The organism is Halarchaeum nitratireducens, assembly GCF_017874695.1.
GTDB lineage: Archaea > Halobacteriota > Halobacteria > Halobacteriales > Halobacteriaceae > Halarchaeum > Halarchaeum nitratireducens.
Window position 1 is genome coordinate 74,907 of the sequence record NZ_JAGIKY010000008.1, and the last position, 13,352, is coordinate 88,258.

14 protein-coding genes are annotated in these 13,352 nt (G+C 70.9%); 6 read left to right on the forward strand and 8 right to left on the reverse strand.

The window, feature by feature from the left end:
• Positions 1-96 precede the first annotated feature (96 nt).
• A complete protein-coding gene (locus J2754_RS09185) occupies positions 97-1,164 on the forward strand; it encodes a PAS domain S-box protein (RefSeq protein WP_211087240.1) in 1,068 nt (355 codons plus the stop codon).
• A 5-nt stretch (positions 1,165-1,169) separates the two neighbouring features.
• On the opposite strand, the gene J2754_RS09190 is transcribed toward J2754_RS09185, so the two are convergent.
• On the reverse strand, positions 1,170-2,138 hold the full coding sequence (locus J2754_RS09190; protein ID WP_211087241.1) for a nucleotidyltransferase family protein: 969 nt from the start codon (positions 2,136-2,138) through the stop codon (positions 1,170-1,172).
• Positions 2,139-2,232: 94 nt separating this feature from the next.
• Between J2754_RS09190 and J2754_RS09195 the strand changes: the two genes are divergently transcribed.
• The gene (locus J2754_RS09195; RefSeq protein WP_188877809.1) at positions 2,233-2,523 is read left to right on the forward strand and encodes a transcriptional regulator; all 291 of its coding nucleotides are present in this window, start codon (positions 2,233-2,235) and stop codon (positions 2,521-2,523) included.
• On the opposite strand, the gene J2754_RS09200 is transcribed toward J2754_RS09195, so the two are convergent.
• The 4 genes from J2754_RS09200 to J2754_RS09215 all read right to left on the reverse strand — a co-directional run bounded on the left by J2754_RS09200 (position 2,520) and on the right by J2754_RS09215 (position 5,725).
• Positions 2,520-2,948, reverse strand: coding sequence for a Rieske (2Fe-2S) protein (locus tag J2754_RS09200; protein ID WP_188877808.1), 429 nt, complete (start codon positions 2,946-2,948; stop codon positions 2,520-2,522). The two genes, J2754_RS09195 and J2754_RS09200, sit on opposite strands and share 4 nt — an antisense overlap.
• A complete protein-coding gene (locus J2754_RS09205) occupies positions 2,948-3,691 on the reverse strand; it encodes a helix-hairpin-helix domain-containing protein (protein WP_211087242.1) in 744 nt (247 codons plus the stop codon). The genes J2754_RS09200 and J2754_RS09205 overlap by 1 nt, the downstream gene beginning before the upstream one ends.
• Positions 3,692-3,717: 26 nt before the next feature.
• Positions 3,718-4,515 carry a shikimate dehydrogenase gene (gene aroE / locus J2754_RS09210; RefSeq protein WP_211087243.1) on the reverse strand — a complete coding sequence of 266 codons (798 nt, stop codon included), beginning with the start codon at positions 4,513-4,515 and terminating at the stop codon, positions 3,718-3,720.
• A 73-nt stretch (positions 4,516-4,588) separates the two neighbouring features.
• On the reverse strand, positions 4,589-5,725 hold the full coding sequence (locus J2754_RS09215; RefSeq protein WP_211087244.1) for a sodium:calcium antiporter: 1,137 nt from the start codon (positions 5,723-5,725) through the stop codon (positions 4,589-4,591).
• Positions 5,726-5,823: 98 nt separating this feature from the next.
• Here J2754_RS09215 and J2754_RS09220 point away from each other — a divergent pair, with 98 nt between their 5' ends.
• From J2754_RS09220 to J2754_RS09230, 3 genes are all read left to right on the forward strand, one after another.
• Positions 5,824-7,209, forward strand: coding sequence for a D-aminoacyl-tRNA deacylase (locus tag J2754_RS09220; RefSeq protein ID WP_211087245.1), 1,386 nt, complete (start codon positions 5,824-5,826; stop codon positions 7,207-7,209).
• 26 nt (positions 7,210-7,235) lie between these two features.
• Positions 7,236-8,375 (forward strand): cell division protein FtsZ, encoded by a 1,140-nt coding sequence (gene ftsZ, locus J2754_RS09225; protein ID WP_188877802.1) that lies wholly within the window; start codon positions 7,236-7,238, stop codon positions 8,373-8,375.
• Between the two features lie 78 nt (positions 8,376-8,453).
• Positions 8,454-9,347 carry a dihydrodipicolinate synthase family protein gene (locus J2754_RS09230; RefSeq protein ID WP_188877801.1) on the forward strand — a complete coding sequence of 298 codons (894 nt, stop codon included), beginning with the start codon at positions 8,454-8,456 and terminating at the stop codon, positions 9,345-9,347.
• 30 nt (positions 9,348-9,377) lie between these two features.
• Here the strand turns inward: J2754_RS09230 and J2754_RS09235 are convergent, their stop codons facing one another.
• Both J2754_RS09235 and J2754_RS09240 read right to left on the reverse strand, forming a co-directional pair.
• Positions 9,378-9,740: a hypothetical protein gene (locus J2754_RS09235; protein WP_211087246.1), complete on the reverse strand. Its 363-nt coding sequence runs from the start codon at positions 9,738-9,740 to the stop codon at positions 9,378-9,380.
• A 111-nt stretch (positions 9,741-9,851) separates the two neighbouring features.
• Complete coding sequence (locus J2754_RS09240) at positions 9,852-10,820, reverse strand: transcription initiation factor IIB (protein ID WP_188877799.1); 969 nt, start codon at positions 10,818-10,820, stop codon at positions 9,852-9,854.
• A gap of 124 nt (positions 10,821-10,944) precedes the next feature.
• Between J2754_RS09240 and J2754_RS09245 the strand changes: the two genes are divergently transcribed.
• Entirely contained in the window at positions 10,945-11,682 is a 738-nt protein-coding gene (locus tag J2754_RS09245) for a helical backbone metal receptor (protein ID WP_211087247.1), read from the forward strand.
• 144 nt (positions 11,683-11,826) lie between these two features.
• Here the strand turns inward: J2754_RS09245 and J2754_RS09250 are convergent, their stop codons facing one another.
• Positions 11,827-13,140 (reverse strand): APC family permease, encoded by a 1,314-nt coding sequence (locus tag J2754_RS09250; RefSeq protein ID WP_188877797.1) that lies wholly within the window; start codon positions 13,138-13,140, stop codon positions 11,827-11,829.
• Positions 13,141-13,352 lie beyond the last annotated feature (212 nt).

Below are 13,352 nucleotides of genomic sequence, written 5' to 3' on the forward strand. Positions count from 1 at the left end.
AGTCCGGTTCTTTCGAGATCGGGGCGATGCGGACGCCTCGGCGACGAGAAGCGTCGGTCCGGAAACCCTAACCGCCACTGCGCCGAGTACGTCGGTATGGGGGACGTCGCCGATTTCGTTCGGGACGGAGGATCGCTCCGCGATGAGTCGGAGTTCCTTCGCGTGCTCGTCGAGAACAGTTCACAGGGGATACTGACGATCGACACGGACAGCGTCGTGCTGTTCGCCAATCCGTCGATCGAGCGGATCCTCGGCTACACGCCCGAGGAGCTGATCGGGAGCTCGAAGATGACGATCATCCCCGAGCGGCTGCGCTCGGCGCACCAGAACGGGCTGGACGCGTTCGTCGAGACGGGCGAGCGGCACATCGACTGGAACGGGACGGAGCTCCCGGCGCTCCACAAGGACGGCCACGAGGTCCCCGTCTCCGTGAGCATCCGAACCCACGAGTACGACGGCGAGCGGGTGTTCACCGGGATGTTCACGGACATCACGGAGCGCAAACACCGCGAGGCGACGCTCCGCGAGCAGAAGGCGGAACTGGAGGAGTTCGCGGACGTGCTCTCGCACGACCTTCGCAATCCGCTTCAGGTGGCGAAGGCGCAACTCGCGCTCGGCCGCCACGCGGACGACGCCGCGGAGCGCGAGGAGTTCTTCCACACCGTCGACGAGTCGCTGGATCGGATCGACACGATCATCGAGGACATGCTGGCGCGCGCCCGCGACGAGGGGGAGGCGCGGACGCCCGACACGCTCTTACTCCACGCGATCGGGCGGGCGGCGTGGGAGACGGTGGCGACGCGGAACGCGACGCTGACGCTCCCCGATGGGGCGTGGCAGGTGCGGGCGAGTCGGAGCCGGCTTCGGCAGCTCTTCGAGAACCTCTTTCGAAACGCGGTGGAGCACGGCGGCGACGACGTGACGGTCCGCGTCGACGTGCTCGACGACGGACGGGGGTTCTACGTCGCCGACGACGGGCCGGGGTTCGACGACGACGTGAAGGCCGAGGCGGTGACGGGCGACGGGCCGATCGGCGGACACTACGGTCTCCACATCGTCGGGACGGTCGCGTCCGAGCACGGCTGGGAGATGCGACTCGCGGACGCCGCCGAGGGCGGGGCGCGGATCGAGTTCCACGACGTGATGCTGATGGAGAAGGAGTAGGCCCGCTATTCTTCGTTCGTGATGTGCGTGTGTGCGCCGACGAGCGCGCCCGAGAAGTCGATGTTCTCCAAGCGGGTGTCGCGATCGATGATGGAGTTCCGAACGTCGCACTCGTAGAGGCTGGCGTCCGGGAAGACGACGGCGCGATCGAGGCTGGAGTCGACGACCTCCGCCCCGCCCATGACGTGGACGTCGTCGCCGACGACGGTGTTCTCGACGGTGGCGTCGTCGTCGACGAGCGAGTCGCCGCCGAGGGTCCACGCGACGGCGTCGAGGTAGGACTCGGGCGTCCCGATGTCGAACCACGCGCCCTCGAAGGTGTAGGCGTGGACGCCGGTGCGACCCTGCAGCCACTGGATGAACCACCCGGGCTCGTCGGGGTTCTCGCCTTCGCTGAGATACGTCTCGAAGAGCGGCACGACGTCCGCCGGGAAGGCGTAGCAGGCGATGGAGACGAGCGTGCTCTTCGGGTCGTCCGGTTTCTCTTGGAAGTCGACGACTTCGTCGCCGTCGAGGTCGACGAGTCCGTAGGACTTCGCGCGCTCGTAGCTGCCGACGTCGTACGCGGCGAGCGTCGGCGCTTCCTTCGACTCGAAGAAGTCGACGAAGTCAGAGACGTCGAAGCTGATGAGGTTGTCGCCGGCGATGACGAGCGTGTCGTCCGCGACGTTCTCGCGCTCGAAGAGCTGCGCGAGCGCGCCGACGACGCCGAACTTCTCGTCCTCCTCGCTGGTCTCCTCCACGGAGAGCGTCGGCTTCTCGTACTCCGAGTCGGCGAGGTGGTAACGGAAGTCGTCGGCGAAGCGCTCGTTCGTCGAGACGAACACCTCGTCGATCCGGTCGTCGGCCTCCAGCTCGTCGAATATCCGATCGATGACGGTGGACTCGCCGACGGGGAGGAACATCTTCGGGCGGTTCTTGGTGATGGGCCAGAGACGCGTCGCGTACCCGCCCGCCAGCACGACGGCTTTCATACGCTCACCGATCATCGCGGTCGGTAAGTCCTTTTTGCTCCCCATCCGACAGATCACCGCTAGCGCTAAACCCCGAGACGCCCCAGGTGGGCGTATGGAGTCACGGACGACGCGCGAGCGCATCGCCGACGCGCTTCACGAGGGACCGGAGACGCCGAGTTCGCTCGCCGAGCGGTTCGAGGTGACGCCGCACGCCGCGCTCGGACACGTCGAGCACGTCGCACAGTCCGTCCGGGGCGCCCCGAACGAGGAACTGCTCGTCCGCCCGCCCGAGTGCCGCGAGTGCGGTTTCACCGGGTTCGACGACCCGCTGAACCTCCCCTCGCGCTGTCCGGAGTGCAAACACGAGGGCATCGAGGAACCCGCGTTCGTCGTCGAGGACTAGAACCCGAGGCGTTCGCCGGGGTTCGTCGAGCGATCGCGCCCCGCGTGGGCCTCGCTCTCGCCGACGCGAACGAAGTCGTAGTCGCCGTCGACGAGGTGGACGGCGCCGTCGGCGACCGCGACGGCCGCCTCGTCGAGCGTCGCGCCCTCGGGCGGTCCGAAGTCGCAGTAGCCGCTATCGCGGTCGAAGGTCGCCCCGTGTTTCCCGCAGACGAGGTCGTCGTCGCGGATCGTGGCCCCGTCGCCCGTGTCGAAGCGGACGTCCGTCCAGTGGGGACAGACGTTGCGCCACGCGGCGACCTCGCCGCCGCCGACGCGCACGAGGACGAACTCGACCTCCTCGCCCGCGGCGTTCCGGAGCGTGACGAGGAGCGTCGAGTCGGGCGGGACGTCGTCGAGGTCGACCAGCCGGGTGCCCGGGGCCATCAGTCGAGTCGATCGGTCGCGTCGTCCACCCAGCGGCCGACGCGCTTGGGCGAGAGACCGATCTCGTCGGCGAGGTCGGCGACGTCGGCCGCGGCGAGATCGGCCACGGTCTCGACGCCGGCGTCGGCGAGGCGCTCCGCGTACGCGGGGCCGACGCCGGAGATGATCTCGACGGACTCGGCGCCCTCGGTGTCGGGGACGTCGTCGCCCGCGTCGGGATCGACGTCCTCGATGTCGGTCTCCATGTCGACCTCGCTCGGCCCGGCGGCCTCCGCGGGTTCGGCGGCGTCCGCGGGCGACTCGGGGTCGGCCTCCTCGACGGCGTCGTCGACGAGCGACTCGGTGGACGCCGACGCGTCCGTCGCCGCGGCCGACGGGGAAGCGGACGCGTCGTCGCTCTCGGTAGCGTCCGTGGTCTCGGAGTCGTCGACCGTTCCGGACTCGTCGTCGGTGTCGCTCGCAGCGTCCGCCGCGGTCGGGTCGACGGCGTCGACGTCGGTCGTCACGTCGTCTGTGCCGGGTCCGGCGGCCTCGGCCGGCTCAGCCGCCTCTGCGGGCGATGCAGGCTCTCCCGCCTCGACCGACTCCTCGACGAGCGACTCCGTAGACGCCGCGGCGTCCGTCGCCGCGGCGGGCGGTTCGTCGACGTGGTCGTCCGTCTCGGTAACGGCGACGTCGTGACCCCGTCCGGACCCCTCAGTGCTGAGTCCGAGCAGCGTCTTCAGCTTCGAGATGAGGCTCATACACCCGGCTAACACCCGGAGACGACTTAAACCCGGTCCCGAAGCGCGTCGTTCATCGCGTCGACGGGCGCGTCGCGCCCCGTCCAGCGCTCGAAGGCGGCGACGCCCTGGTAGAGGAGCATCCACGCGCCGTCGATGGTCGTCGCGCCCGCCGCGGCGGCCTCGCGGAGGAGGCGCGTGTCGAGCGGCGAGTAAACGGCGTCGAGCACGGCGAGATCGGCGTGGAGCGCCGCCGCGGGAACGGGCGAGACGTCCTCCGCCATGCCGACGCTCGTCGCGTTCACGAGGACGTCCGCGTCCGCGAGCACGTCGGGGAGGGCGTCGAGGCCGGACGCCGTCCCGCCGACGTCGTCCGCGAGGGCCTCGGCGCGCTCGACGGTCCGATTAGCGACGTGGACGCTCGCGCCGTCCTCGACGAGCGCGACGGCGGCCGCTCTCGCCGCCCCGCCCGCGCCGACGAGCACCGCGTCGGCGCCCGCGAGAGGGACGTCGAAGCGCTCGAAGGAGCGTCTGACGCCCGCGACGTCGGTGTTGTGTCCCGTCGGGACCGGCCCGGAGAAGTCGACGGTGTTGACCGCGCCGACGCGGCGCGCGAGGTCGTCGGGTTCGACGGCGTCGAGGGCGTCCCGCTTGAACGGGATGGTGACGTTGAGACCGGCGAGACCGAGCGTGTCGGCGGCGTCGATCGCGGCCGCGCCGCGGGCGGCGTCGGGTTCGAGCGTGACGTACCGTGCGTCCACGCCGCGCTCGGCGTACGCGGCCTCGTGCATCGGCGGGGAGAGCGAGTGCCCCGCGGGGTTGCCGATCAGTCCGTAGACGTCCATGGCGGTCCGGGGACGCCCGGCGGCAAAAGTCCCCCGCTCGCGCGGCGGCGACCCGTCGGCGGCGGTCGCGGCGTCAGTGGCCGCCGGCGGTGACGCCGAGGGCGAGCACGAAGTAGACGACGACGGTGATGAAGACGGCGTAGAGGAGTCCGCCGATCAGGAAGGGGCGGGGCTTCATCGGACGCTCGGCGGCGGAGTGCGCGCGGAGGTAGAGGATCCCCCCGGAGACGACCGCGAGGACGACCGAGAGGGCGTTGAGGAAGCCGGACGTCCCCCACGCGAGCGAGAGGTCCCAGTCGGTGAAGACGATGCCGAGGGTGACGGGGAGCGTCCCTTGGAACGCCATCGCGCCCGTGATGTTGCCGAGCGCGAGCGTGTCCTTGTCGCGCGAGATCCAGAGGATGGAGTTGAACTTCTCCGGGAGTTCGGTGGCGAGCGGCGCGATGAGGAGCGCCACGATGGCGATGGGGACGTCGAGGACGTGCGTGGAGAGCCACTGCACCTCGCTGACGAAGAGATGCGCCCCGGTGACGATGATCACGAGCGCGAACGCCGTCTGGCCGGCGACGAGGGCGGGCCGGGGGTTCTCGCCGTGCTCGCGCGGGTCGTAGCCGACCGCGGCGAGGGCGCGCTCGACGAGGAGGCCGAGGTGGAGCGCGTCGATGTCCTCGCTCTCGGCGAGTTCGCCGCTGCGGAGCGAGCGGACGAGGTAGACGAGGTAGAGGAGGAGGAGGAGCGCGCCCATGGCGTACTCGACGGGGCGGGAGTGGACGAACGCCGCGGCGAACGCGACGACGTAGCCCACGAGGAAGAAGGAGAGGTCGCGGCGGGTCGCGGCGTCGTTGAAGTGCATCTCGTCGCCGAACGTCCGCCGGTCGCGGAAGTGGAGGACGCTCGCGCCGACGAGGAACATGGCGATGGTGGCGAGCATGAACGGCGCGCCGAGGATCGCGCCGACGCCGACGTGTGCGGCCTCCTCGCCCCCGTGGAGGATGGCGATGACGGGGATGAGGGTCTCGGGGAGCGCGGTGCCGACGGCCGCGAGGATGCTCCCCGTGGCGGACTCGCTGACGCCGAGGCGGTGGCCGAGCCACTCGACGCCGTTCGTGAAGACCTCCGCGCCGAGCAGGAGGAGCGCGAACGCGCCGAGCAGGAGGAGCGAGCGGTCGGCCGTCGCGGAGAGGAGCGCCGGCGCGAGACCGGGGTACATGCCTGCGCGTAGCGAGAGCGCTCTTGTAAGCGCGTTCATTCCACCACCCGCTGGCCGAGACTCGACGGTCCTAAGCGCGCCCGCGCCGTTCGCCCGATATGACCGTCGGGATCGTCGTGAGTCGCGCGGACAGCGCGTCGGTACGGATCGGCGAACAGCTACGCGAGCGCGCCGACTGGGAGCGAGTCGACGACGGAGACGGGGCGTCGGGTTCGGGCACGGGCGCTGGCGACGGTCCGGCTCCCGTCGCCCGCTACGCCACCGAGGGGTTCGAGCTCGCGGAGTTCGAGCCGTGGCACCTCGAACTCGACGGGGTCGCCGCGGCGTTCGACGACCCGGACTGCCTCGTCTTCGCGTCGCGCCACGCCGGCGAGACCGGCCCGCTCCTGACCGCCCACTTCACGGGCAACTTCGGCGCGGCGGAACACGGCGGGTCGGATCGCGCGCTCGCCGAGGCGTGCCCGAACGCCCACCGCGCGGTCGTGCGCGCGCTCGCCGACCACGCCCCCGAGGGGTACGACGTCGGGATGGAGTGCACGCACCACGGGCCGACGTCGGTCGGCGCGCCCTCGATGTTCGTCGAACTCGGCTCCACCGAGGCCGAGTGGACGGATGACGCCGGCGCGGCGGCGGTGGCGGACGCCGTCTTGGACCTCCGCGGCGTCGCCCCCGACACCGAGCGCGCGGTCGCGGCGTTCGGCGGCGGGCACTACGTCCCGCGCCCCACCCGGATCGTCGAGGAGACGGACTGGGCTGTCGGGCACGTCGCCGCGGACTGGTGTCTCGACGACCTCGGCGACCCGCGGGAGCACCGGGACGTGATCGAGCGCGTCTTCGCCGCGAGCGGCGCGACGCGCGCCGTCGTCGACGGCGAGAAGCCGCGGCTCCGCGACGTGATCGACGAGGCGGGCTACGGGGTCATGAGCGAGACGTGGCTCCGCGAGACGACGGGCGTCGCCCTCGATCTCGTCGCGGCGCTCGAAACCGAGCTCGGGAGCGTCGACGACGGCCTGCGCTTCGGCGATCCGGCGCGGGCGGCGGACGCGACCGCGGACTACGTCGTCGTCGACCACCCGGACGCCCTCTGGGCGGACGCGCACAGCGTCGATCCGGACGCGGCGCGCGCGGCGGCGCGCGAGCGCACACTGGCGTACACGACGGAGGAGAACGGTAACCGCGTCGCCGGCGCGCTCGCGGTTCCCGACACGGCGGCGTACGACGCGTACGTCGACGCGCTCGCGGCGCTGCTGCGTGAGAAGTACGACGAGGTGACGCGCGCGGACGGGTCGGTCCAGATCACCGACACCGGGTTCGACCCCGCGGCGGCGGCCGAACGCGGCGTTCCGGAGGGGCCGAAGTTCGGTCGGCTGGCGAACGGGGAGGCAGTCGAGGTGGACGGCGAGACGATCGCGCCCGCCGACGTCGCGCGCGAGCGGACGGAGACGTACGGGCTCGCGGACCCGAGCGAGGGAAAAGGTAATTAAACACTTCTCGTTTACTGTATAGGCAAATGGACTCCATCGTGCAGGACGCAATCGACGAGGCCGAGGAGGACGACGCGTCCTCCACGGGCGTCTCCCCCGACACAGACGGCGGTGGGGGCGACTCCGGGCGGATGTCTGACGAGGAGCTGCTCGGGGTACTCGAAGAGCTCCAGACGAACATCACGGTCGTCGGCTGCGGCGGCGCCGGATCGAACACCGTCAACCGGATGTTCGAGGAGGGAATCGAGGGGGCGAAGCTGGTCGCCGCGAACACGGACGTCCAACACCTCGTCGACATCGAGGCGGACACGAAGATCCTCATCGGTCAGGAGAAGACCCGCGGACGCGGTGCCGGGTCGCTCCCGCAGGTCGGTGAGGAGGCTGCACTGGAGTCCCAAGACGACATCAAGGAGGCCATCGCCGGCTCCGATATGGTCTTCGTCACCGCGGGCTTGGGCGGCGGGACCGGCACGGGGAGCGCCCCCGTCGTCGCCGAGGCCGCCCGGGAGGCCGGCGCGCTCACCATCAGCATCGTCACGACGCCGTTCACCGCGGAGGGCGAAGTGCGACGGAACAACGCCGAGGCCGGCCTCGAACGCCTGCGCGACGTTTCTGACACAGTTATCGTCGTCCCGAACGACCGCCTGCTCGACTCCGTGGGTAAGCTCCCGGTCCGACAGGCGTTCAAGGTCTCCGACGAGGTGCTCATGCGCTCCGTGAAGGGGATCACCGAGCTCATCACGAAACCCGGCCTCGTCAACCTCGACTTCGCGGACGTGCGCACCGTCATGGAGAAGGGCGGGGTCGCCATGATCGGCCTCGGGGAGTCCGATAGCGACTCCAAGGCCGTCGACTCGGTCAAGAGCGCGCTCCGGAGTCCGTTGCTCGACGTGGACATCGGGCAGGCGAACTCCGCGCTCGTGAACGTCACCGGTGGGCCGGACATGAGCATCGAAGAGGCGGAGGGCGTCGTCGAGGAGATCTACGACCGCATCGACCCGGACGCGCGCATCATCTGGGGGACGTCGGTGGACGAGGAGCTCGACGGCGAGATGCGCACGATGGTCGTCGTCACCGGCGTCGAGTCGCCGCAGATCTACGGCCACAGCGACGACGCCGAACTCGAGACGAGCGGGAGCGGCCGCGACATCGACTACGTCGAGTAACGCCGTCGCCGCCTTCGGGTTCGCGTCGGCCGCCGCGCGCGGCAGAATCGTTATGTGCCGAGACGCTCACCCTCGGGTATGCGCGAAACCGACGTGTTCTGTCCGCTCGTCACGCCGATGGACGCCGAGGGAGAGATCGACTACGACGGGCTCGAATCCGTGGTTCGTAGCGTCCGCGATGCCGGCCTGGACGGGTTCGTCCCCTCCGGGACCACGGGCGAGTTTGCGAGCCTGACGCGCGAGGAGAACCGGGCGGTCGTCGAGCGCGTGCGGGCGGTGGCGGGAGACGACGCGACGGTGATCGCCGGGGCGGGCGCGACGTCCGTCCCGGACACCGTCTCGGCGCTGACCGACGCCGCGGAGTCGGGCGCGGACGCGGGTCTCGTCGTCGTCCCCTACTTCCACACCGCGAACGCGGCCGACGGGAACGCCCGCTTCCTCCGCCGCGTCGCCGACCGGAGCCCCCTGCCGCTCTATCTCTACAACATCCCGGCGTGTACGGGAAGCGAGATCCCGGTCGAGACCGTCGTCGAGCTCGCCGACCGCGACGACGTCCACGGGCTGAAGGATTCGAGCGGCGACTTCGGCTACGTGACCGACGTCCTCGCGGCGGCGCCGGACGACTTCGCGGTGTACCAGGGCGTCGACGACCAGCTCGTCCCCGCGGGACTGATGGGGGCGACGGGCGGGATCAACGCGCTCTCGAACGCGGTGCCGGAGGTGTTCGCAGCCGTCCGTGACGCGCTGAACGCGGGCGACGACGAGCGGGCGCGCGAACTCCACCGCGGTGGACTCAAGCCGCTGTTCTCGTTCTGTGCGGATCACGGCTTCGCGCCGGCGACCAAGGCGGCGCTCGCGGCGCGCGGACGGATCGACGAGGACGCGGTCCGGCCGCCGCTCGTCGAGCTCGACGAGGGCGCGCGCGCGGCGATCGCGGCGGCCGTCGACGACGCCCTCACGCTCGTGTCGTGAGCTGAAGCGAGCGCGTCCGCCGTCCGCGGATCACGGGACGCGGCCGAGGACGACGCGCCCGCCGTATTCGGCCGCGAGGAACGTCGCCGCGGCGGTGAGGCCGATCGTGGCGTACTCGCCGAGCGCGAGCGCGAGAGTCAGCGCGCCGACGGCACAGCCGACGACGATCCCGGCGAGCCCGGCGACGATGCCGTGCGCGATCGCGCGGTCGCGTTCCGCGGGGACCGTCTCGGGGTTGAGCGCGACGTCCATGACGGGGACGGCGACGGCGAAGCCGACGGCGAACGGGAACGGCGCGGGCGCGACGGTCGAGACGACGGCGGCGAGCGCACCGGCGAGGAGCGCTCCCAGGACGAAGACCGCGGCGCGGACGTGGCGGGCGGGAGTGTTCACGGCCCCGCGTTCGCGGGCCACGGCCTAAAAGCGGTGGTCGGGGGAGGCGCGGCTACGTGGTGGGCGTCCGAGAGGATCGAGGCGACGAGACGCGACGGAAGACGCGGAGGGTTACGCCGGGAGGGTGTCCTCGGCTTCGAGGAGCTCGTGGTAGCGGTTGCGGATCGTCACTTCGCTGATGTCGGCGACCTCGCTGACCTTCGCCTGCGTCGTCTTCTCGTTGGTGAGGAGCGCGGCGGCGTAGACGGCGGCGGCGGCGAGACCGACCGGCGACTTCCCGGAGTGAACGCCCTTGTCCTTCGCGGTCTTCAGCAGGTCGCGGGCGCGGTGTTCGGCCTCGTCGCTGAGACCGAGGGAGGACGCGAAGCGCGGGACGTAGCTCTCGGGGTCCGCGGGGCGAACTTCGAGGCCGAGCTCTCGGATCACGTAGCGGTACGTGCGGGCGATCTCGGCCTTCTCGACGCGCGAGACGTCGGTGATCTCGTCGAGGCTGCGCGGGACGCCGGCTTGTCGGGCGGCGGCGTAGACGCAGGAGGTGGAGACCCCCTCGATGGAGCGACCGGGGAGGAGGTCCTCCTCCAGCGCGCGGCGGTAGATGACGGAGGCGGTCTCCCGGACGTTGTCGGGGAGGCCGAGCGCGCTCGCCATCCGGTCGATCTCGCCGAGCGCCTGCTTCAGGTTGCGCTCCTTGGCGTCGCGGGTGCGAAAGCGCTCGTTCCACTTGCGCAGGCGCTGCATCTTCTGGCGCTGATTCGAGGAGAGGCTGTTACCGTAGGCGTCCTTATCGCGCCAGTCGATGTTCGTCGAGAGCCCCTTGTCGTGCATCGTGTTCGTCGTCGGCGCTCCCACCCGACTCTTCTGGTCCTTCTCCTGCGAGTCGAACGCGCGCCACTCGGGGCCGCGATCGATGTCGTCCTCGTCGACGACGAGACCGCAGTCCATACAGACGGACTCGCCGTGCTCCTCGTCGGCGACGACGAGGCCGCCGCACTCGGGGCATTCGTCGGTCGATTCGGTGGTGTCTTCCTGCTCCGTTTCGCGCTCTCCGCGCTGTCGTGCTCTGGTGCGTGCGTTTTGCATACTGCGTGTGCCCCCGGAAAACCCGGAAATCGTCGTGACGCCTTTCTTTTCGCAAAACGCACTTAACGGTTCCGTAATAGACCGACAGCGGTATGCGTAGGCGCCACATACGGCAGTATCGTTCGTGAGAGTCTGTTCGCTCGCGCCGGCCGCGACGGCGACCGTCGTCGCGCTCGGTGCCGGAGCCGATCTCGTCGGCGTGACGCACAACGCGACCGTGGACATCGATGCGCCCCCGGTCGGCGGCTGGCTGAACCCCGACTACGACCGAGTCGCCGAGTGCGATCCCGACGTCGTCCTCACCGGCGACGCCCTCCAGCGCGACGTCCGAGACGAACTCGCCGCTCGGGGACACGACGTCCGACACCGCGAACCGACGCGCCTCGACGACGTCCTCGCGGGGTTCGCGATCCGGGGCGACGACGTGGGCAGGGCCGCCGCCGGCGAGCGCCTCGAAGCCGACTGCCGCGAGCGCGTCGCGGCGATACGTACGGCCGTCGAGGGGGCCACACGGCCGGTCGTCTACTGCGAGGAGTGGGACGATCCGCCGATGGCGGCGGGAAACTGGGTCCCGGACGCCGTGCGGGCGGCGGGCGGACGCCACCCCTTCGTCGACCCGGGAGACCGCTCGCGCGAGGTCGAACGGGAGACGGTCGAGGCCGCCGGCCCCGACTACGTCGTCGCGCACTACTGCGGGCGTGGCGGTCGGGACGGCCGCGCTCGGCCGGACTTCGACGCGCGCGGTTGGCGCCTCGACGCCGAGGTGCACGTCCTCGACGACGCGCTCCTCAATCAGCCGAGTCCGGCGCTCATTGATGGGATCGAGGCACTGGCGCGACGACTCCACCCCGAGCGGATGTGAGAGACGGGGCGGGTCTCGGGGGGATCGCGCTCGAACGGTCGGCGGTCGTCGGAGCGTCGAGCCCCCGGTCCCCACACCGGACGCGCGATCCCGTGGCGGCGAGGACCGCCGAGAGAACGCGACGGTGGGCGGTCCGGGGGCGGTTCACAGTCGGTCCTCGGCCCGCTTGGCGACGCGAGCGAGGCGGGTGCGCTCGAAGTAGGTGAGTTCGACGACGAAGACGGCGGCGAGGGTGAGGACGACGAAGCCGAAGGTCTGTGGTTCGTGGACCGCGAGGTGGTAGCAGAGCAGCGGGAAGAGACAGGCGGCGCCGACGGCCCCGAGGAGCGGCGGGAGCGGATGGACCCGGTCGCGGTCGCGCTCGGCGAACGCGAGCGCGCTCATGGTGCCGAAGACGACGAGGAAGGCGAAGGACGCGAGCGCCGTGATCCCGTCGAGCGTGCCGTAGACGGTGAGCCCGAGCGTGACGATCCCGAGGAGAAGGACGGTGCGCTGGGGGACGCCGTCGCCGTCGCTCGAAGCAATACGGTCCGGGAGGACGTTCTCGTCGGTCATCCCGTCCGCGAAGTGGGCGGCGGAGAAGAGTGTCGCGTTGATCGCGCTCCCCGTCGAGACGACCGCCGCGACGGCGATGATCGTGAACCCGAGCGATCCGAGGACCGGTTGGGCGGCCTTCGCCAGCGCGATCTCGCCGTACTGGGCGATCTGCGCGGGCGTGAGGAGACTCGTCGTCGTGACGCCGACGAGGACGTACGTGGCGACGGCGACCGGGACGGCGACGTAGACGGCGCGCGGGATCGTCGTCTCGGGGTCAGCGATGCTCTCCCGATCGTAGAAGAGCAGCTGCCACCCCTGGAAGGCGACGAAGGAGACGCCGGCGGCGACGACCGGCGCGACCGTCGCGGCCCCGGTGATACCGAAGTCGAGCAGGCCGTTCGCGTGCCCGTAGACCGCCGCGAGGACACCGAACCCGAGCAGGACGGCCATCTTCGCGGCGACGAGGACGTTCTCCGCGGTACCGGTTGCGCGCGCGCCCATGCGGTTGAGCGCGACGAAGCCGACGACGGCGAGCGCGGAGACGAGCGGTCGCGCGAGCCCACCCAGCGTCTCGCGGAGTCCGAGGAGACCGACGGAGTACTCGCCGAAGGCGTAGGCGTACATCGCCATCGAGCCGATGTAGCCGAAGAGCAGCGTCCACCCGACCATCCCCGCGATCGTCGTGTTGTTCGTGTAGCGCTGGACGAACGTGACCGACGCGCCGGTCCGGTCGGACACCGCGTTGAGTCGATTGTACGAGTAGCCCGCGCAGAGCGCGACGACGCCGGCGACGACGAACGCGAGCCACGTCCGCGTGCCGGCGATCCGCGCGACGACGCCGAGTACCGAGAAGATCCCGCCGCCGATCATCCCGCCGAGCGCGATGGAGACCGCGGACGGCATGCCGAGTCGATCCGACATCACGCCACGGTACGGCGAGGATCGTCTTAGGGACACGGGCCGCGGCCGGCCCGACGCCGCGCGGCGAACCCCGGGGCGTTCGACGCCCGCGCGGGTGAAGGCGGACACCGGGCGCGTCAAGGACGAGGGTGCGGGCCCGCCGCAGAGAACGAGGAGCGACCGGCGAACGGTTCGGAGGCGGAGTGCGTCTTTCGACGCTGCGCGGGCCGGGG